Origin of the sequence: Polynucleobacter sp. AM-7D1, assembly GCF_018688455.1 — a bacterium.
Lineage (GTDB): Bacteria > Pseudomonadota > Gammaproteobacteria > Burkholderiales > Burkholderiaceae > Polynucleobacter.
This window is the reverse complement of sequence record NZ_CP061319.1, coordinates 1914691-1934975: the sequence shown is the minus strand read 5'-3', so window position 1 is coordinate 1934975 and position 20285 is coordinate 1914691. Positions and strand designations below refer to the sequence as shown.

The 20285-nt window shown below is 46.4% G+C and carries 16 protein-coding genes and 1 pseudogene; 15 read left to right on the top strand and 2 right to left on the bottom strand.

Annotation, left to right across the window (positions count from 1 at the left end):
- Positions 1 to 188 precede the first annotated feature (188 nt).
- The 7 genes and pseudogenes from rpmH to mnmC all read left to right on the top strand — a co-directional run.
- Positions 189 to 323, top strand: a complete 135-nt coding sequence (gene rpmH / locus GQ359_RS10110) for a 50S ribosomal protein L34 (RefSeq protein WP_011903922.1) — start codon at positions 189 to 191, stop codon at positions 321 to 323.
- Between the two features lie 77 nt (positions 324 to 400).
- Positions 401 to 649, top strand: a complete 249-nt coding sequence (locus GQ359_RS10105) for a ribonuclease P protein component (protein ID WP_251367881.1) — start codon at positions 401 to 403, stop codon at positions 647 to 649.
- A 1-nt stretch (position 650) separates the two neighbouring features.
- Positions 651 to 890, top strand: a complete 240-nt coding sequence (yidD, locus tag GQ359_RS10100) for a membrane protein insertion efficiency factor YidD (protein ID WP_215387003.1) — start codon at positions 651 to 653, stop codon at positions 888 to 890.
- A 10-nt stretch (positions 891 to 900) separates the two neighbouring features.
- Positions 901 to 2574 (top strand): membrane protein insertase YidC, encoded by a 1674-nt coding sequence (yidC, locus tag GQ359_RS10095; protein WP_215387002.1) that lies wholly within the window; start codon positions 901 to 903, stop codon positions 2572 to 2574.
- 42 nt (positions 2575 to 2616) lie between these two features.
- Complete coding sequence (gene mnmE / locus GQ359_RS10090; RefSeq protein ID WP_215387975.1) at positions 2617 to 3996, top strand: tRNA uridine-5-carboxymethylaminomethyl(34) synthesis GTPase MnmE; 1380 nt, start codon at positions 2617 to 2619, stop codon at positions 3994 to 3996.
- A gap of 89 nt (positions 3997 to 4085) precedes the next feature.
- The gene (locus GQ359_RS10085) at positions 4086 to 5933 is read left to right on the top strand and encodes a phosphoenolpyruvate carboxykinase (GTP) (protein WP_215302308.1); all 1848 of its coding nucleotides are present in this window, start codon (positions 4086 to 4088) and stop codon (positions 5931 to 5933) included.
- A 45-nt stretch (positions 5934 to 5978) separates the two neighbouring features.
- Positions 5979 to 7070, top strand: a pseudogene (gene mnmC / locus GQ359_RS10150) (FAD-dependent 5-carboxymethylaminomethyl-2-thiouridine(34) oxidoreductase MnmC); the annotation flags it as partial.
- Here mnmC and GQ359_RS10080 read toward each other — a convergent pair.
- Both GQ359_RS10080 and dprA read right to left on the bottom strand, forming a co-directional pair.
- Complete coding sequence (locus GQ359_RS10080; protein ID WP_251367879.1) at positions 7040 to 9718, bottom strand: DNA topoisomerase III; 2679 nt, start codon at positions 9716 to 9718, stop codon at positions 7040 to 7042. The pseudogene mnmC and the gene GQ359_RS10080 sit on opposite strands and share 31 nt — an antisense overlap.
- Before the next feature lie 220 nt (positions 9719 to 9938).
- Positions 9939 to 10613 (bottom strand): DNA-processing protein DprA, encoded by a 675-nt coding sequence (dprA, locus tag GQ359_RS10075; RefSeq protein WP_215387001.1) that lies wholly within the window; start codon positions 10611 to 10613, stop codon positions 9939 to 9941.
- A 71-nt stretch (positions 10614 to 10684) separates the two neighbouring features.
- Here dprA and def point away from each other — a divergent pair, with 71 nt between their 5' ends.
- From def to GQ359_RS10035, 8 genes are all read left to right on the top strand, one after another.
- On the top strand, positions 10685 to 11200 hold the full coding sequence (gene def / locus GQ359_RS10070) for a peptide deformylase (protein WP_215387000.1): 516 nt from the start codon (positions 10685 to 10687) through the stop codon (positions 11198 to 11200).
- A 7-nt stretch (positions 11201 to 11207) separates the two neighbouring features.
- Positions 11208 to 12230, top strand: coding sequence for a methionyl-tRNA formyltransferase (gene fmt / locus GQ359_RS10065; RefSeq protein WP_215386999.1), 1023 nt, complete (start codon positions 11208 to 11210; stop codon positions 12228 to 12230).
- Positions 12223 to 13089, top strand: coding sequence for a zinc metalloprotease HtpX (htpX, locus tag GQ359_RS10060; protein ID WP_215386998.1), 867 nt, complete (start codon positions 12223 to 12225; stop codon positions 13087 to 13089). The genes fmt and htpX overlap by 8 nt, the downstream gene beginning before the upstream one ends.
- A 1-nt stretch (position 13090) precedes the next feature.
- Positions 13091 to 14404 (top strand): 16S rRNA (cytosine(967)-C(5))-methyltransferase RsmB, encoded by a 1314-nt coding sequence (gene rsmB / locus GQ359_RS10055; RefSeq protein WP_215386997.1) that lies wholly within the window; start codon positions 13091 to 13093, stop codon positions 14402 to 14404.
- Positions 14401 to 14982 (top strand): DUF4390 domain-containing protein, encoded by a 582-nt coding sequence (locus GQ359_RS10050; RefSeq protein WP_251367878.1) that lies wholly within the window; start codon positions 14401 to 14403, stop codon positions 14980 to 14982. The genes rsmB and GQ359_RS10050 overlap by 4 nt, the downstream gene beginning before the upstream one ends.
- Positions 14983 to 15056: 74 nt before the next feature.
- Entirely contained in the window at positions 15057 to 17288 is a 2232-nt protein-coding gene (locus GQ359_RS10045; protein WP_371822474.1) for an ATP-binding protein, read from the top strand.
- A gap of 2 nt (positions 17289 to 17290) precedes the next feature.
- Positions 17291 to 17971: a response regulator gene (locus tag GQ359_RS10040; protein WP_215386995.1), complete on the top strand. Its 681-nt coding sequence runs from the start codon at positions 17291 to 17293 to the stop codon at positions 17969 to 17971.
- Positions 17972 to 18078: 107 nt separating this feature from the next.
- Positions 18079 to 20268 carry an OsmC domain/YcaO domain-containing protein gene (locus tag GQ359_RS10035; RefSeq protein ID WP_215386994.1) on the top strand — a complete coding sequence of 730 codons (2190 nt, stop codon included), beginning with the start codon at positions 18079 to 18081 and terminating at the stop codon, positions 20266 to 20268.
- The last annotated feature ends 17 nt before the right edge of the window (positions 20269 to 20285 follow it).

Here is a 20285-nt window from a genome sequence, read left to right as displayed (position 1 = left end):
GTTATCCACAAGCTGGAAAAACGTGGAAAACCTGTGGATAACTTGTGAATAAAAATAGAAAACCGATAAAAATCAGTGGCTTATCAAATTATCACGAATTAAATAGAGAAAAATACCTATATATTCTTCCGTAGCGGTTGACCTTTTGCTTGGCAACAAGGAAAATACTGGGTTTTGCAGGATGAATCATGAAAAGAACATACCAACCCTCAGTAACACGTCGCAAACGCACCCACGGATTTCGTATTCGTATGAAAACCAAGAGCGGACGTGCAGTATTAAATGCACGTCGTGCTAAAGGCCGTAAACGTCTGGCTGTTTAATTTAGCAGTTGAATAGCGCTAGGATTTCTGAGTTACTAAAAACACGCCCCAAGACAAGTTTGTATTGGGGTTTGTATTTGGCATCTTCCGATCAAGGCGCTAAACCAGATTTAGGTATTGCGGTAGCTAAAAAACTAGCTAAACGCGCGGTAGACCGGAACCAATTAAAGCGCATGATCCGAGAACTAGTCAGGGGCGCTCAAGCTACAAACCTCAACAGTGATGTTGTGGTGAAGCTGAAAAAGCCAATTGGTCGCGAAACCCGCGGCAGACTCAGAAGCAAAGAAAAAGACATACTGCGAACACAAATTGCGGGGCTAATTTAACGTGCACCCAATAAACAAGGCAGCCATTAAGTTCGTGCGGCTCTATCAAGTAGCGCTTAGCCCTTATATTGGTATGCATTGTAAGTTTGCACCTTCCTGCTCTCAATACGCATGTGATTGCTTTACAAATTACGGATTCTTTAAAAGTATTGGGCTATCGGTATGGCGTATTTTGCGTTGTAATCCATGGTCACAGGGTGGTTACGACCCAGCAGTAAAACCAACATCTCATCATCATTAAGTGAATGCAAATGGACTATAAAAAAACAATTCTTTGGGCAATCTTTTCCATGTCGGGCATCTTGTTGTTCAACAACTGGCAAGTTCATGAAGGAAAGCCATCGATGTTTGGTGGGAGTCCCGTTAATACTGCTGTTGTGGCCGATAAGACAACAGCGAACAAAATCGACATTCCGTCGCCCGTACAAAATCCAAGTATTCCAGCCCCAAACCAAACGTCTATGGTTGTTGCTGGTGCAATAGAAACGGCTGAAAAGTTTGTTTTAAAAAATGATGTATTGATTTTGGAGATTAGTGCAAACGGCGGCACCATTATTGACGCAATCCTGCCTAAGCAGCTCACCCCAGAAAAAAAACAAGTTGAGTTGTTTCAATACACACTAAACCATAAATATTTTGCACGCTCAGGCTTAATTGCCTTGGGCAACGTGGATTTGCCGAATCACACCAGCACATTTAAGTTATCGCAGTCTGGTAAAGACGGCTCAGGCAACCCCTTCATTGTTTTAGTAAGCGAGCGTAACGGCGTAAAACTAGAGAAGACTTTTGTCTTAAGTGCGGGTAGTTATGTGGTTGATGTTGGACACCGCGTTACACAAAGTAATGCAAACGCAGCACCCTTGGTCCTGTACACAGAGATCGTTCGCGATGCCTCTCAAGAGCAAAAGATTGGCCCCTTTGACGGCGCGTTCTCAGCAAGCACTTTCACTGGTCCCGCTACCTACACTGAAAAAGAAAAATTCAACAAGCTGGAGTTCACGGCGATTGATAAAAATAAAATTACTATTCCTACGCAAGTTCCAGCTGGCGATCCCGCTTGGATAGCCATGGTTCAGCATTACTTTGCTAGCGCCTGGATTCCTAGCGATAAAGCAGCACGAGATATTTATGCCGGAAAGATTGATAACAACCTTTATCGAATCGGTATGCAAGTGCCACTGGGCGTAGTTGCACCAGGCACAACAGTTGTGGAAAAAGCCAAACTATTTGTGGGGCCACAAGAAGAGCGCGTATTGGAAACAATTGCTCCGGGCTTTGAATTGCTAAAAGATTATGGCTACTTAACCATTTTGGCTAAGCCCATTTTCTGGCTCTTGGACAACATTCATTCTTATGTGGGCAACTGGGGCTGGTCAATTATTTTATTGACCATCTTAATTAAGTTGGTGTTTTTCCCGCTTTCAGCGGCAAGCTACAAATCTATGGCCCGCATGAAAGAGGTGCAACCACGCTTACTCACCATGAGAGAGCAGTACAAGGGTGACCCACAAAAATTAAATCAAGCCATGATGGAGATGTATCGCAAGGAAAAAATCAATCCCCTTGGTGGTTGTTTGCCTGTGGTGATTCAGATTCCAGTATTTATTGCCTTGTACTGGGTTCTATTGTCTTCAGTAGAAATGCGCAACGCCCCATGGATTGGGTGGATTCATGATTTATCAGTTCCAGACCCATACTATATTTTGCCAATCATTATGGCCGCCTCCATGTTTGTGCAAACCAAGCTGAACCCAACGCCACCAGATCCAATTCAGGCTAAGGTGATGATGTATATGCCGCTTGTATTCTCTGTAATGTTCTTCTTCTTCCCAGCAGGCTTGGTCTTGTATTGGGTGGTGAACAACTTACTGTCAATTGCTCAGCAGTGGCAAATCAATCAAATGTTTGGAAAAAAGCCGGCTTAAGGTCTTCGGCCGATAACAAATAAACAAAGGGTGCCTGCAATGATGACGAGAAAGCTGCCCATCATTGCGGTTGCCACTGCGCCCGGCAAGGCTGGGGTCGGCGTTATTCGTATTAGCGGCCCACGGCTTTTGCCAATAGCCGAAGCTCTTTTTCACAAGGTGCTTACGCCACGCCAAACCAATCTCCTTACCCTTCGTGATGCGCGCGGCGAGACGATTGACCAACTGATTGCAATTTTCTTTGCTGCCCCCGCCTCCTTTACCGGTGAAGACGTCCTAGAGCTGCAATGCCACGGAGGACCCCAGCTTTTAGAGTTGGTCATGAAGCGGTGTCTCGAGCTTGGAAAAGATCAGGGTTTGGTTATTGCAGAGCCGGGCGAATTTTCCTTACGCGCGTATCTCAATAACAAAATCGATTTAGCTCAAGCAGAGGCTATCGCAGATTTAATTGATGCTCAAAGTGAGGCGGCAGTTCGTGGGGCGGCGCGTTCATTGCAAGGGGTCTTCTCAAACGACATTAATGGCTTGATCGAAGAAATTACCCAATTACGCATTTTGGTTGAGTCCACCCTAGACTTTCCTGAAGAAGAGATTGAATTTTTGGAGAATGCTCAAGCTCGTCAGCGCCTTAGCGCGGTGATGGAAAAGCTGCACAAGCTGAGAGAGGGTGCAAAACAGGGCAAGATTCTGCGCGATGGTATTCAGCTGGTTTTGGCTGGCGCCCCTAATGTTGGAAAGAGCTCACTTCTTAATCGCTTGGCTGGCGAAGAGGTTGCAATTGTTACTCCTATCGCGGGAACCACAAGGGATCGCGTTAAGGAAAGCATCACCATAAGCGGTATTCCAATGCACATTATTGATACAGCCGGTCTTCGTGAGACCAGCGATCTAGTTGAGGCAAAGGGAATTGAACGGTCTTGGGAGGCAATACAAGCCGCAGACCTAGTTATTTTTCTGCAAGATCCAAATTCAATTAATGCGATCGATAGCGCAGCGGTTTTGGACTTAAAAGCCCAAATATTGAAGGCCCTCCCACCAAAGTGCCCCGTTTTAGAGGTCATTAATAAGTCTGACTTGCTTGCTAATGAAGCATCCCACCAAAGTGAAAGTCCATCCCTACTTATTTCGGCCAAGACTGGCGATGGGGTTGAGACTCTAAAACAAAAAATCCTAGAATCGGTTGGTTGGGGCGGCTCTCAAGAGGGCGCCATTGTGGCCCGTAGAAGACACCTTGATTGTCTGGATAGGGCAGCAACCCATTTGGATAAATCTCAACAATTCGCCGCAGATGGCAACATATCGCTGGAGTTATTTGCAGAAGAACTCCGTTTAGCACAAGATCAGCTTGGACACATTACCGGAAAACTGCTCCCAGACGATCTTTTGGGCAAGATATTTAGCCAGTTTTGCATTGGCAAGTAAAGGGTTTGCTCTTGGTGGGTCGGCGCCTAAAAATACGCCCAAAATGTTAAAATAGTGCGATCAAAAATATTACATTTCATAGGACTCTCATGACTATTAATACCAATGCACCTGAGTACGTAAAAAACCAAAAACTCATTCAATGGGTTGCAGATGTTGCCGCTCTAACCAAGCCAGACAAGATTCGCTGGTGCGATGGCTCTCAGGCCGAATATGATGAATTTTGTGAGCTATTGGTAAATGCGGGCGTATTCAAGCGCCTCAACCCAGCAAAGCGTAAAAATGCTTTTTTAGCACTATCAGACCCAGATGATGTGGCCCGTGTTGAGGACCGCACATTTATCTGCTCTGCAAAAAAAGAAGATGCTGGCCCAACCAATAACTGGGTAGAGCCAAGTGAAATGCGTGCCACTCTCCAGCCATTGTTTGATGGCTGCATGCGCGGTAGAACAATGTACGTAGTCCCATTCTCCATGGGCCCAATTGGCTCCCCAATCGCCCATATTGGCGTTGAGCTGTCTGACAGCCCTTATGTTGCTATCAATATGCGCTTAATGACCCGCATGGGCAAAGCTGTGATTGATCAGCTTGGCGCCACTGGCGAATTCGTTCCTTGCATTCACACTGTTGGTAAGCCATTGGCTGCAGGCGAAAAAGATGTTGCTTGGCCTAACAACAAAACCAAGTACATCGTTCACTATCCAGAAACTCGTGAGATTTGGTCTTTTGGATCTGGTTACGGCGGCAATGCTTTACTAGGAAAAAAATGTTTTGCATTACGCATTGCATCCAATATGGGTCGCGATCAAGGCTGGTTAGCTGAACACATGTTGATCTTGGGCGTGACTTCACCCGAGGGCAAGAAATACCATATTGCCGCGGCTTTCCCATCTGCCTGCGGAAAAACCAACTTCTCTATGATGATTCCTCCAAAAGGCTTCGAGGGTTGGAAGGTCACTACGGTTGGTGATGACATTGCATGGATCAAGCCACGCAAGGACCCTGTTACAGGAAAGACACGTTTGTTTGCGATTAACCCAGAGTCTGGTTACTTTGGTGTTGCTCCAGGTACAAATCGTCAAACCAATCCAAACTGTCTCGATTCATTAAACCAAGATGTGATCTTCACTAACGTTGGTTTAACTGATGATGGTGATGTTTGGTGGGAAGGTTTAACTGATACTCCTCCTGCACATTTGATTGACTGGCAAGGTAAAGACTGGACGCCTGCTGATGGTGCCGCCGGTCGTAAAGCTGCGCATCCAAATTCACGCTTCACTGTAGCTGCTACAAATAACCCTGCAGTTGATCCAAATTGGGACAATCCTGAGGGTGTTGCGATTGATGCATTCTTGTTTGGCGGTCGTCGCTCTAACACAGTGCCATTGGTAAGTGAAGCACGTGACTGGGTAGAAGGTGTTTACATGGCCGCCACAATGGGCTCTGAAACCACCGCTGCGATTACTGGCCAAGTAGGCGTTGTACGACGCGACCCATTTGCGATGATTGCATTTGCTGGTTACAACATGAGCGATTACTTCCAGCATTGGTTGAACATTGGTAGCAAGCTTGCTGCCGAAGGTGCTGTGCTACCAAAGATCTATTGTGTGAACTGGTTCCGCAAAGATGAAAACGGCAAGTTTGTATGGCCTGGTTTCGGTGAAAACATGCGCGTGCTCTCATGGATCTTAGGCCGTGCTGAAGGTACAGCTAAAGGTAAAGAGACGGTGTTTGGTATTTGCCCAGAGCATGCTGACATGCATTGGAATGGCCTCGATTATTCAGCAGACAAATTTGAGAAGGCCATTACCGTTGCTGTTGACGATTGGAAGAATGAGCTCAAACTCCATTCAGAATTGTTTGAGCATCTAGGCGAGCGCTTGCCTAAAGAGCTAATCGAAGCACGCAGCAAAATTGAGAAGCGCTTAAATGCCTAGTCATCCCTAGGAATTTAAGAAGTCTTTTCAAAACATCCGTATTTAATGACCTCACCCCAACACCATGACATCGTGGTGATTGGGGCAGGCATTGCGGGATCTAGCATTGCCAATGAACTGCTTGAACGCGGTCAAACGGTTTGTATTCTTGACTCAGCTCCCCACCCTGCATCAGCATGTTCTAGTCACGCCTACGCTATTGCGCATCCACATGTTGGTCGAGGCGCCCCCCGTTTATTGCGCTTAACTCGTATTGCATTTCTAATAGCCGAAGCCCGCTGGGGTAAGTGCTGGAATCAGCATGGTATCTTTCAACCAAATAAAAAAGATAAAGTTTTTAATCAGAGTGATGTTGCAGACTATTTGCAGTCACTTAATCTTGACGAAGGCTTAGCGCAAGCGCTGTATGCAAATGAGGCAATGGAAGTTTGTGGAATTTCTCAAGATGGAATTTGGCTCCCTCGCGGAGCATCGTTGAATTTGTTTGAAGCAACTCAAGATGCGTTGGCCCCCAATCCAAGATTGACTTGCCGCTGGAATACTTCAGTAGCTCGATTGGAGAAAGCCCCAACGGGCTGGCGATTGGTCGACTCCCAGGGCATTACCATCATGACCGCTAATAAAGTCATTATTGCGGCAGCCTTAGAAACTAAAAATTTAGCTGGAAGTATCGACGTGCGACTCCCATTGAGGCCGGTGCGTGGACAGTTGAGCATTTTTTCCATTGACGAAAAAAATGCGTGGGCGCCAAAACTACCTCGTACCGCCATCTCGGGTGATGGCTATTGTTTGCCAGCCAAGAAATTACCCGATGGAAGTTACCAGTGGATAGTGGGTTCTAGCTTTGATGAAGGAGAGTCCGATCTGCATGATTGGGATACAAGCGATGACTTTAATCGCGAGCAGGCAAAGGGTTTACTGGATTATGAAGAGGGTGATGTTAGCCATCTTCACAAGTCAGGAAGTTTTGTCGGTGTGCGCTGTGTTGCAGGTGATCGCTTACCGATTATTGGGGCGCTCACTCAACGCCCAGGGATATTTTTAGCAACAGCCCTAGGGTCAAGAGGCATTTTGTGGTCGGCTTTAGCGGCCAAGCTCATTACTGCTCAAGTGCTTGAGGACGACTTTGCTTTGCTGGCACGCTTAGGTTTTGCTGCAGACTTAGTGGCCGCACTGGCGCCTGCACGTTTCTTCGCTGGCGCTTTGTCGGCAGCACCGGTCTTGGGTGCTTTGGCTTCAAACTCAAAACCAATTTTGCCATCTGCGCCTAAAGCAAGATAAGCCTTAAAGCCACGACCGGTACGGTTGGATTTGAAATTGGTTAGCAAATCTGTTTTGCCTTCTGCTAGCAATTTTTGAACTTGCTCCGCAGAAATTTCTTGTTGCAAAACTACTTTGCCCGTTTTGAAATCACATGATTTACTTGGCCCTGTGTTGTTCTCACAAAGATAGCGCATGCCATCTTCATACACAGCACCAGAGCACTTTGGACAAACACCTAAAGCCTGACGGCCCGTAAAGTCGATTGCTTCGGATTCATCCTCTTGCGTGTTGCCAAAATCAAACTCAAGCTTAAAGCCTGCATTTGGATAATCGGCATCATCTTCAGGAATTTCGCTTAACTTAATAATTGCTGCAAATGGACGCCCCATCTTGCTGCGGAAACCTTGGAGTGGCCCAATGGTTTTTTCACGAAGCAGCTCTTCTACCTCTGGATATTCAAATGCGCGCCCACCCGGAGTTTTGCTAATCGTAAATCCGCATTTCTCACATGCAAAGCGACGATAGTTTTCTTTAACTGCGCCCTTACAGTGTGGGCACGGTGTAGACATAGTGGCATAGTCACCAGGAATGGTATCGCTGTCATACTCCTTGGCGCGCTTGACGATGCGTTGCGTCATCTGTGCAATTTCTTGCATGAAGGTATCGCGATTCATTTCGCCACGTTCAATCAAGGAAAGTTTATTTTCCCAGCTGCCCGTGAGATCAGGGCGCGTTAATTCTTCTACATCCAAGCCGCGCAGTAGCGTCATTAATTGGAATGCTTTGGCCGTTGGAATGAGCTCGCGCGCTTCGCGCACCATATACTTTTCTGCTAACAGGCCTTCAATAATGGCCGCACGGGTTGCAGGCGTTCCTAAACCCTTTTCAGCCATGGCTTCACGCATCTCATCATCATCTACCCATTTGCCAGCACTTTCCATGGCGGATAGCAAGGTTGCCTCGGTATAGCGAGCAGGGGGTTTAGTCTTTAATGGGATGGCGGAGATGGATTCAGTTTGTACAGTTTCACCTTCTTGTACGGCCACCAATTCATCATCTGCTTGATTGGATCTGCCGTACACCGTTAGCCAACCCGGAGATACTAGAACACGGCCTTCGGTTTTAAAGTGATGACCTGACGCTTCGGTAATGCGAGTGGTGACGCGGAACTCGGCAGCAGGGTAAAACACCGCCAAGAAACGACGAACAACCAAGTCATACAATTTTTGCTCTGGCTCGCTCAGACTCTTTGGAGACTCTAAGGTTGGGATAATCGCAAAGTGATCAGAAATTTTTGAATTGTCAAAAATACGTTTGTTTGGTTTGATCCAGCCATATCCAGCTTTTGCCTTTGGATCTTTAGGATCGCCTTGCAAAATTTGTTTAGCAAATGGACGATATTCTGATGAGTTCTCAGCCAGGTTCTCCATGGTCTGCTTCACTGTGTCCAAATAATCTTCGGGCAAAGCTTTAGCATCTGTACGCGGATAAGTAAGCACCTTGTGCCGCTCGTAAAGTGCTTGAGCCAGACCCAAGGTATTTTTGGCGGAGAAGCCAAAGCGTGCATTGGCCTCACGTTGCAAACTAGTTAAGTCAAACAATTGGGGCGCTAGCTGAGTTGCTGGCTTGGCCTCTTCTTTGACGCTCGCTTTTTTATCGCGACAGGCAGCCACAATGCTTTGTGCAGCAGCTTCACTCCATAGACGATTCTCGCGAGCGTCTGGGGCGGCAACATCTTTTTTAAACTTCGGATCAAACCAGCGGCCTTCATATACGCCAGCTGCAGCAATAAACTCGGCCTTTACTTCCCAATAGTCTTTAGAGACAAATTTACGAATTAACTCTTCGCGCTCTACAACAATTGATAAGGTTGGCGTTTGTACTCGACCAACTGTCGTTAAAAAGAATCCACCGCTTTTACTGTTGAATGCTGTCATGGCACGTGTGCCGTTAATGCCAACCATCCAATCTGCCTCAGAGCGGCAGCGTGCTGCATCTGCTAGAGGCTGCATGTCGGCATCACTACGCAGCGAAGCAAAGCCATCACGAATAGCTGCTGGGGTCATTGATTGCAGCCAGAGACGCTTAATGGCCTGTGGCGCTTTTGCATGCTGCGCAATCAAGCGGAAAATTAATTCACCTTCACGCCCCGCGTCACATGCATTAATAAGCTCATTAATATCTTTGCGCTTAATGAGCTTTTGTAATACCTTGAGTCGCGATTCAGTTTTGGCAATCGGGCGTAAATCAAAATAGGGCGGCACAACCGGTAGGTTTGCAAACGACCATTTACCACGTTTGACATCAAATTCCTCGGGGGCAGCAATTTCTAATAAGTGGCCCACTGCAGAAGAAATGACAAAGTCATCGCTCTCGAAATAGTCTTCATATTTAGTGAAACCTCCTAAAGCCTTGGCAATGTCATTCGCAACAGAAGGTTTCTCTGCAATGATGAGCGCCTTGGGGCGATCCACGCTTGAAGTTTTTGAGCTGCTTTTTTTGGTAGTTGCTTTAGTTGCCACGCGTTTTGCCTAAATTTGAGCTTGAAATCATGTTTTATTGGGTGCAAATAGGATGCCTAATTAAGCCCATTTTTGGGCTAATCTTTCCTACACCCCTTTTTTATTATTAACCGATAAATTAACAAAAGTCCAAAATCCTCATATTTAGGGGTTTTGGAATGCGCTTGTAATGCCTTAAATTTTCCTAAAATAGGCCTTTAAAAGGGTTTAAATGCCCTTTTCACCAATTTTCTAGCTCTTCCAGGATATCTTTGGGGGATTGGACGAGTTTGGCCCCTTGCTGAAGTAGCTGGTGACAGCCCCTTGATAGAGGGTGATGTATCGACCCAGGAATTGCAAAGATCTCACGGCCAAGCTCTAGCCCTATTTTGGCTGTAATCAGTGAGCCAGAGCGCTCAGCTGCTTCGATTACCAGGATTCCTAGCGCTAGCGCGGCAATAATGCGGTTCCTGCGTGGGAAGTGCCAGGCTTTTGGACCCAATCCTGGCTCTAATTCAGACACAAGTAAGCCGCTGCTACCAATGGCTTGGGCCAATCTTTGATGCTCTTTGGGGTACACAATGTCCAGCCCCGTTCCGCATACTGCGATGGTTGGTCGGTCCTGCTTCTGTCCAAGGGCGCCTAAGTGGGCGGCACCATCAATACCCCTGGCTAAGCCCGAAATAATGAGATAGCCCTTTGCAGATAGGGCTTGCGCAAAATAGTGGGCATTTTTGATTCCCTCTTGGCTGGCCTTGCGGGATCCAACAATGGCAACCATCGGCAAATCCAGCAAGCGAATATCCCCATATATATAGAGTGAGTTGGGAGGATCGTATAAATCTAATAGGCGAGCTGGATAGCCAGCGGAGTTTTGGCGAATTTGGATGATGTCTGAATTTTTCGGCTTGTTCATAAAGCAATTTTCAGCATGGGCGTATAGAGAACTATCAGGACAGCTTTATTACTCTGTTGGATAATTCCGATATGGCTTTATTAACTGTCCTTTGCTATCCAGATCCACGCCTACTTAAGGTTGCCAAACCCGTAGCGCAGGTAGATGCACGCATCAAAAAAATTGTGGCCGATATGGCCGAGACAATGTACGAAGCGCCGGGGGTTGGTTTGGCTGCAACACAGGTTGATATTCATGAGCGGATTGTGGTGATTGATATTTCAGATAATCAAGATGAGTTAATGGTATTCATCAATCCAGAATTAGTTTGGGCAAGCCCAGAAAAAAAATCATGGCGCGAAGGGTGTCTTTCTGTGCCAGAGTATTACGATGAAGTTGACCGTCCAGCGGTAGTTCGAGTAAAAGCGCTCGACATCAATGGAAAAGAATTTGAAGTAGAGGCAGATGGTTTGTTATCAGTCTGCTTGCAACACGAGATGGATCACTTGCAGGGCAAGGTGTTTGTTGAGTATCTCTCGATGTTGAAGCGCAATCGTATTTCTCTCAAAATCAAAAAGCGCGCAAAAGAATTAGTAGGCGAGCGCTAAGCGCCCAATGAAAATTGTTTTTGCTGGTACCCCAGAGTTTGCTGCGCAAGCAATGCGTGCAATAGAAAATGCCGGGCATCAAATTGTTTTAGCGCTTACCCAGCCAGACCGTCGTGCTGGTCGCGGCATGCATTTACAGGCGAGCCCCGTAAAACTCTTTGCGCAAGAAAAAAATATTCCTGTATTGCAACCGGCATCCCTTAAACAGAGCCAACCTGACTTGCAGAAACAAGCGGCAGCACTTGAGGCATATCAATATTTATCTGGCATTGATTTTGATGCAATGGTTGTAGTTGCATACGGATTAATTCTTCCTCAAGATGTTCTGGATCTTGCATCTCGCAATGGTGGATTTGGCTGCTTTAATATTCATGCCTCTTTGCTGCCAAGATGGCGCGGCGCAGCCCCAATACAGCGTGCTATTGAGAGTGGTGACGCCTGCACCGGTGTGAGCATCATGCAAATGGATGCCGGTCTAGATACTGGTGATACCGTTTTGGTGGGTGATCTGAAAATCGCATCTGACGAAACTAGCTCAACACTTCATGATCGCCTTGCTAAGCTAGGCGCTGAATTGATGGTGAAGGTTCTGAATGATCTAGATGAGGGCGTAGTCTTCGCAAGAACTTCACAGCCAAGTATCGGCATTACCTACGCAGAAAAAATATTAAAGAACGAGGCAGAAATTGATTGGCAGTTAAGTGCAGTTGAAATTGATCGACGCATTCGAGCTTTCAATCCATTTCCCGGATCGACGAGCAGCCTTCAAGGCGAGCAATTCAAGTTTTGGAACTCTTGTTTGCCCAAGCAAGTGCAAATAGATCCAGATGCCAAGCCTGGACAAATTGTGGGCTGTAGTGCTGATGGCGTATATGTTCAATGTGGTGAGGGCGTGATCGAGATTTTAGAAATGCAAAAACCAGGCGGGAAAAAGATTTCTGCAAGTCTATGCATTCCTGGTGGAGTAAGTGCACATCATTTAATGAGGTTTGAAAAGATGGCAAACAAGCAAGGAGACGTAAATGTTTAATTTAGCAAAGACCGCGATTTTGATGGCGGCAATTACTGCGCTCTTCATAGTGGTTGGTGGCATGCTTGGTGGTGAAGAGGGGATGTTGATTGCGCTGCTGATCGCAATCGGAATGAACTTTTTTAGCTACTGGTTCTCAGATACGATGGTCCTCAAGATGACGAATGCACAGCAAGTGGATGAGCATTCTGCTCCCCAGCTGTATGCCATGGTTAAAGAGCTGTCTGAAAAGGCTGGACTCCCCATGCCTAAAGTATTTTTAATTGATGAGGATGCGCCCAATGCATTTGCAACCGGTCGCAATCCGGAGAATGCTGCTGTTGCAGCAACCACCGGCATCCTCAGAGTTCTTTCGCCTCGTGAATTGCGCGGTGTAATGGCGCATGAGCTCGCACACGTAAAGCACCGGGATATTTTGATTTCTACTGTGGCTGCTACTATGGCCGGTGCCATTTCTGCATTGGCAAATCTAGCGATGTTTGCTGGTGGTCGAAATTCAGAGGGTCGGCAAGGCAATCCCATTGCGGCATTGGCGGTAATGATTTTGGCGCCTCTGGCAGCAAGTCTAATTCAAATGAGCATCTCTCGGGCGCGCGAATATGAGGCCGATCGTGGCGGGGCGGAAATGAGCTCTGACCCTGAGTCGCTGGCACAGGCCCTGCAAAAAATTCATGCTTATGCTCAAGGTATCCCATTTCAAGCAATTGAGCGGCACCCTGAAACGGCGCAGATGATGATCATTAATCCTCTGACAGCCGGTGGTCTTTCACAACTTTTTTCTACTCATCCCCCAATGGAGGAGCGGGTAGCTCGATTAATTAGCATGTCTAAAAACGGGGTTTACCCCGGAGCGGAATAATTTGACTGACCAAAAAACACCACGCAGTCTTCCTCTATCCGAGGCGATCACTATTTCGGCGCAAGCAATTGGTGAGGTGATGGTGGGTCGATCACTTACAGAAGTTTTGGATCAGTTGGATGCGCACGAACGCCCCATCGTTCAAAGCCTTACATTTGACGCTTTGCGTAAGTGGGTGAGATCTCATGAGTTCATTAAGGAATTCATTCCAAAGACACCCCCAGTAGAAGTAGAGTACTTATTAAGCGTGGCAATCGCCTTATTTTTGCAAAGTGGTTCAGAGGGTAAGGGCTACGCGGCTCATACGATCGTTGATCAAGCAGTAAAGGCTTGTAGTGAATATGAGCCAACAATGTATGCCAAGGGCTTGGTGAATGCTGTGCTGCGTAAGGTTAGTCTGGCAGTGCAGGCTGAGAATGAGAAACCTTATCCGCCAGACCCCATTCCTATGTTTTTTCCGCCCTGGTGGCGGGCTAGTTTGAAGCGTAACTATTCGAAGTCTTGGCAGGCTATGTTGATTCAGCAGGCCCAACGGGCACCCTTAATTTTGCGGGTGAATCTCAAGCAGCATACGCGCCAGGAATATCAAGAGTTATTGCATCAGGCCGGCATCATTTCTGAGCCCATTGATAGCATTGCTGGAATCCCATTGAATTCTGCTTTGGTCTTGCGTGAGCCTGTGCCGGTATCCGATTTGCCGGGATTTTATAGTGGTGCTGTTTCTGTTCAAGATGCAGGGGCTCAAATTGCAGCGGTATTGCTTGACCCAAAATCGGGAGAGCGTGTATTGGATGCTTGTGCTGCGCCTGGTGGAAAAACTGCTCACTTATTGGAGTTGGAGCAATGCGAGATGATTGCATTGGAGTTGGATGGTCAGCGTCTTGGAAAAATTGGCGGTAATTTAGATCGCTTGCGATTGCAATCTGACGACGTTCAGGTAGTGCGTGGCGACGCCTCAAAGTCAGCCTGGTGGGATGGTAAGCCGTTTGACAAAATCTTATTGGATGCGCCTTGCTCAGCATCTGGCATTGTTGCAAGACACCCCGATATCCCCTTCTTGCGTCGCGAGGCAGATATTAAAGCGCTACAGTTGAGGCAACGCGCTATTTTGGAGCAAGCGTGGAAGATGCTCAAGATGGGCGGTTCGCTTTTGTATGTGACTTGCTCGGTATTTCCGGAAGAAGGCGAGGAACAGGCCGCTTGGTTTGCGAATGAGCATCCCGATGCGTTACGATTGAGCGCTCCCGGACAAATTTTGCCCGCCGAGCTAAATGATGGTTTTTTCTATGCCTTGTTTAAGAAAAAAGGGCCATGAACCAATGCATTAAACAATTCACCCTTTGTGTTTTGATGGCGCTGAGTCTATTTTCAGCAGTTGCAAATGCAGAAGGAATCAAGCTTAAATCTGCTGAGCTAGAGCGGGTGGATAACGACTGGCTATTAAATGCTACATTTAAGATTGAATTAAGCCCGGGTCTAGAAGACGCAGTTCAAAAAGGGGTTGTCTTATATTTTCAGACTGAGTTTGATGTAACTCGTTCACGCTGGTATTGGTTCGATGAAAAGCCTGCGATAGCTCAGCGACTAACACGCTTGTCTTATCAGCCTATGACTCAGCAATATCGCATAGCCTCTGAAGGCTTTACCTTTTCTGCAAAAACTATACTTGAGGCCCTGCAGACCGTAGGGAGTATTGGGGGTTGGCGGGTAATTGATGGCAGTCAAATTGACGCAAGCAAGTCTTACACTGCAGCGCTCAGAATGACTCTAGATTTGAGTAAGCTACCCAAGCCATTCCAGGTAAATGCACTAAACAATCGTGACTGGAATGTCACAAGTGATTGGGTTCGCTTTCCATTTTTACCAACTGGTCCCAACCTGATTAAACGATGAAGATATCTTTAGACTTCATTGGATCAAATGCGTTTGAAAAGGATGCCTGGAAAAGACGCGCGCTGCCGATAGCAATGGCAGTGATTGGTACCTTTGCGCTCCTATTGCTAGTCTTGCTATCCATTGCAACATCAAACACTGAGTTCTTTGATAACTATTTTATTTGGCTCTATGCGGCTAATGTCATCATTGGCATTTGTTTGACGCTAGTCATTTTGACCTTGGTGATAGTCATTGCTATTCGTTGGCGTAAGGGACGATTTGGTACTCGCTTAGTGGCTAAGCTAGCTATGATTTTTGCCTTGGTTGGTGTCGTCCCAGGCTTAATTTTGTATGGCGTCTCTTTGCAGTTCGTTTCTCGCAGTATTGAAACATGGTTTGATGTGCAGGTAGAGTCAGCATTAGATGCTGGGCTTGAGCTGGGGCGCGTTACTCTGCGCGTTGCTCAAGAGGAGATTTTGGCTGAAGGCAATTACATTGCTGAGCAAATTACCCAAGTTCCATCGGGCACAAGTTCTGAGCAAGTTGGCTCCATGGTGATGAAGATTCGCAATCAATTTGGCATTCAAGAGGTAAGCCTTTTTGGTATCCAGCGTAACTTGATCTTAACCAGTGAATCGCGGCCTAAAAAATATCTGCCAGCACCTGCCCCGGATACTATTACTGAGGCATTTAAGAAGAAAGGCATCACCTCTGTAGAGCAAATTGAAGTAGAAGGTGGACAGCGTGCTTATCGGGTGAGGGCAATTGTGCCGATCGTCCGCAAAAAACAGCTCTCCGGTAAATCAGGCTCTGCTAAAGAGGTAGAAGATAAATATTTTTTGCAGTTAGTACGATTTATTCCCGGACCATTGGCTAAAAATATTGTTGCAGTTGAGTCAGCCTATAGCGATTATCAAGAGAAGTCCTTAGGCCGCACTGGCTTAAGAAAAATGTTTGTGGGTACGCTTACATTAACGTTATTTTTTGCATTATTTGTGGCGGTTACTTTGGCTTTGACCTTGGGCCGTCAGCTTGCAAGACCTCTGTTGATGTTGTTAAGGGGGACGCAGGCCGTTGCTCAGGGTGACTTATCTCCCAAACCAGAGTTAGATACTGGCGATGAATTGGGGATGTTAACCCGCCAATTTAATGTGATGACCCGTCAGTTGGCCGATACCAGGACATCTCTCCAGGAATCCAAATCATTCTTAGAAACAGTATTAGGCAATTTAACTGCTGGCGTTTGTATTTTCGATAAAAACTTCAATGTGGTTTCAAGCAATGCGGGGGCTGATCGCATCTTTGGGCAAGACTTAACGCAAATGGATGGACGTCCTTTAAGTGATAGTCCAAGTCTTGTTGAGTTTGATCAGGCAATTAAAGAGGGTTTTGCCACCATGAAGCTAGCAGTCGGCGTAGAGAGTGGTCAGCCAGACTTAGAGGCCAAGAAATCGGCACCAGTATGGCAAAAGCAGATCCAGCTCCACAGTACAAACGAGTTTGAGAATGAACCTGGTGTCACCTTATTTATTCGCGGAACTGAGTTAACTGCGGATTTACGCATGGTGGTATTTGATGACATTACTGATGTGGTCAGCGCTCAACGCTCGATTGCCTGGAGTGAGGTTGCCAGACGCCTAGCGCATGAGATTAAGAATCCCCTAACCCCCATACAACTCTCAGCAGAGAGATTGCAGCATAAGTTAGCAGGCAAGCTAAGCCCTGAGCAAGAAGAGATGATGAATCGCAGCACGGAAACGATCATCGGACAAGTCCAGGCAATGAAAGAGATGGTGAATGATTTTAGGGATTTTGCAAAAACGCCCAGTCCACAACTCAAATCAGTCTCTATCAACACTTTGACACAAGAGATTTTGGGTTTGTATGAAGGTAGCCCCATACAAACCCAACTAGATGCGCGCTGCCCAAATATCATGGGTGATCCTACGCAACTCAGGCAGATTATTCATAATCTTTTGCAGAACGCGCAAGATGCTACTCTTGAGGGTGAGCATCAGGCTGAGCCAGTTGAAGTAAAAACTGAATTAGTACCTTACGGCGAGGTCAATGGTGTGCCACAGAATGCGGTGCGTCTAACGATAAGTGATAGCGGTTCAGGATTTCCAGCTAAGATATTGGCAAGGGCATTTGAGCCGTATGTAACAACCAAGAGCAAGGGCACCGGATTGGGTCTGGCAGTGGTGAAGAAAATCGTGGATGATCACGGCGCCAAAATTGAAGTTCGAAACCGCATGCGGGGAGACGACGTGATCGGTGCACAAGTATCAATTTTGTTTATGAATCTGGCAAAAGAGGCAGCATAAGTATGGCAAGTATTTTGGTGGTCGACGATGAGATGGGAATCCGAGAGCTTCTCAATGAGATTCTGACGGATGAAGGCCACACTGTTTATGCGGCTGAGAGCGCTATGCAGGCTCGTACAATCCGCGAACAAATGCGCCCAGACCTCGTCTTGCTTGATATTTGGATGCCAGACGTTGACGGTATTACTCTATTAAAGGAGTGGTCTAAGACGGGGCAACTTACAATGCCAGTAGTCATGATGTCTGGACATGCCACGATTGATACTGCAGTTGAGGCTACACGTATCGGCGCACTCAACTTCTTAGAAAAGCCCATCGCACTTCAAAAATTACTCAAAACCGTCAACAAAGCGCTTGAGAGCGCACCCAAGTATGTTGAGCCCGTGGAGGAGAGGGTGGCTTCGGCACCCTCATCAAGCGCCAGCCCCAGGGCAGCCGCCAGCGAGCAAGTCACTCAAGCACCAGAAGGCGAATACATTAGTGGGATTGCAAAAACCTATTTTGATTTGCCGCTCCGTGAGGCTAGGGACTTATTCGAAAAAGCCTATTTCGAGCATCAAATGATCATTATGGGCGGCAGCATGACCAAGATTTCTGAATACACCGGTCTAGAGCGCACACACCTCTACCGCAAGCTAAAAGCTTTAGGAATCGACACGTCACGCAATAAAGCCGAGCAGTAAAAAACCTGCCATGAGTCCCTGGCAATAATTTTTGGGGGTATGGATGTGGCACACAGCGTTGACGTTGCGACGGATAATAGCGCTCACATCATTTCGGAATTATTCCCATGGAAATAAAGGTTAACTTTCTAGATAAGTTGCGTCTCGAAGCCAAGTTCGATGACTTTACGGTAATTGCTGATCAGCCCATTCGATATAAAGGGGATGGTTCAGCCCCGGGACCTTTTGACTACTTTTTAGCTTCCTCAGCTTTATGTGCCGCCTATTTTGTAAAGCTGTATTGCGACACACGCAATATCTCAACCGAGAATATTCGCCTTTCACAAAATAATATTGTCGACCCAGAAAATCGTTACCAACAGATATTCAAAATTCAGGTTGAATTGCCAGAAGATATTTCTGCCAATGATCGCCAGGGTATCTTGCGATCCATCGAGCGTTGCACGGTCAAGAAAGTCGTGCAGGCAGGCCCGGAGTTTGTCATTGAAGAGGTTAAGAATCTAGATGCTGATGCCCAGAGCCTTTTAACTTTGAACTCAGCCTCAGATGTAAGCACCTTTATTCCAGGTAAGGATTTGCCGCTAGAGCAAACCATTGCGAATATGTCTGGTGTGCTCGCCAATCTAGGAATTAAGATTGAAATTGCCTCATGGCGTAACCTGATTCCTAATGTATGGTCTTTACATATTCGGGATGCACACTCGCCAATGTGCTTTACCAATGGCAAAGGCTCCACAAAAGAAAGTGCGCTAGCATCAGCCTTGGGCGAGTATATCGAGCGACTCAGCAACAACCATTTTTATGCTGGTGCGTTTTGGGGTGAGGATATAGCCAATAGCAATTTTGTTCATTATCCAAATGAGCGTTGGTTTAAGCCAGGACCAAAAGATGCGCTACCTAAAGAAATTCTGGATGAGTATTGCCTAGAGATTTTTAATGCCGATGGTGAACTGCGTGGCTCACATTTAATCGATACCAATTCTGGCAATGTAGAGCGGGGAATTTGTTCCTTGCCATATGTGCGTCAGTCAGACGGTAAGACTGTGTATTTCCCATCCAATTTAATAGAAAATTTGTATGTCAGTAATGGCATGAGTGCTGGCAACACACTTGCTGAAGCGCAGGTGCAATGCTTGTCAGAGATTTTTGAACGAGCAGTTAAACGTCAAATTATTGAAGAAGAAATTGCTTTGCCAGACGTGCCACAAGAAGTGCTTGCAAAATACCCCGGCATTCTGGCTGGCATTCAGAGTCTTGAAGAGCAGGGCTTTCCGGTGTTGGTTAAAGACGCATCATTAGGCGGCATCTATCCCGTTATGTGCGTTACTTTAATGAACCCAAGAACGGGCGGAGTATTTGCATCCTTTGGGGCGCATCCAAGCTTGGAGGTCGCCCTGGAGCGGAGCCTAACTGAACTTCTGCAAGGTCGTAGTCTAGAAGGCTTGAATGATTTGCCCCCACCCACTTTCGCTAGTGAGGCAGTGACTGAGCCAAATAATTTTGTTGAGCACTTTATTGACTCTAGTGGCATTGTGTCATGGCGATTCTTCAGTGCTAAATCAAATTACGATTTTGTTGAGTGGGACTTTTCAGGTCATGGCGAACACTCCAATAGAGATGAAGCGGCAACCCTGTTTGGCATTCTTAAAGATATGGGGAAAGAAGCTTATGTAGCAGTGTATGACGAGTTGGGAGCGATTGCTTGCAGAATCCTGGTGCCAGGGTATTCCGAGGTGTACCCGATAGAAGATTTGGTTTGGGATAACACGAACAAGGCTCTGTTATTCCGTGCTGATATTTTGAATCTACACAAACTAGATAATGCCAATCTAAGCAAGCTACTAGAAAATCTAGAAAATAATGAACTTGATGAGTATGGTGATATTGCCACATTGATTGGTATTGAGTTTGACGAGAACACGCCTTGGGGTCAATTAACGGTTCTTGAGTTGAAGCTCTTAATTAATCTGGCTTTGAAACGATTTGAAGAGGCGCATGAACTTGTTGGCGCTTTTCTTCAGTACAACGACAACACCGTTGAGAGAAAACTTTTTTATCAGGCCTTAAATACGGTGCTAGAGATTGAGCTTGACGAAGATTTAGAGATAAATGACTACCTGCAAAATCTACGACGTATGTTTAGTAAGGAAAAAATCGATGCGGTGTTGGGAGCAGTAAATGGCAGTGTGCGCTTCTTTGGGTTAACTCCAACAAGTATCAAGTTAGAGGGCTTAGAGAGGCACCATCGTTTAATCGACAGTTATAAAAAATTACATTTGGCCCGGTCCTCTAGATAGGGGCTAATTACTATTTA

Coding starts and splice junctions, on each gene's coding strand:
- GQ359_RS10085 (WP_215302308.1), top strand. CDS start 4,086: ATGACTATTAATACCAATGCACCTGAGTACGTAAAAAACCAAAAACTC.
- yidC (WP_215387002.1), top strand. CDS start 901: ATGGACTATAAAAAAACAATTCTTTGGGCAATCTTTTCCATGTCGGGC.
- GQ359_RS10040 (WP_215386995.1), top strand. CDS start 17,291: ATGGCAAGTATTTTGGTGGTCGACGATGAGATGGGAATCCGAGAGCTT.
- GQ359_RS10050 (WP_251367878.1), top strand. CDS start 14,401: ATGAACCAATGCATTAAACAATTCACCCTTTGTGTTTTGATGGCGCTG.
- def (WP_215387000.1), top strand. CDS start 10,685: ATGGCTTTATTAACTGTCCTTTGCTATCCAGATCCACGCCTACTTAAG.
- rpmH (WP_011903922.1), top strand. CDS start 189: ATGAAAAGAACATACCAACCCTCAGTAACACGTCGCAAACGCACCCAC.
- fmt (WP_215386999.1), top strand. CDS start 11,208: ATGAAAATTGTTTTTGCTGGTACCCCAGAGTTTGCTGCGCAAGCAATG.
- mnmE (WP_215387975.1), top strand. CDS start 2,617: ATGACGAGAAAGCTGCCCATCATTGCGGTTGCCACTGCGCCCGGCAAG.
- dprA (WP_215387001.1), bottom strand. CDS start 10,613: ATGAACAAGCCGAAAAATTCAGACATCATCCAAATTCGCCAAAACTCC.
- GQ359_RS10035 (WP_215386994.1), top strand. CDS start 18,079: ATGGAAATAAAGGTTAACTTTCTAGATAAGTTGCGTCTCGAAGCCAAG.
- htpX (WP_215386998.1), top strand. CDS start 12,223: ATGTTTAATTTAGCAAAGACCGCGATTTTGATGGCGGCAATTACTGCG.
- GQ359_RS10045 (WP_371822474.1), top strand. CDS start 15,057: ATGGCAGTGATTGGTACCTTTGCGCTCCTATTGCTAGTCTTGCTATCC.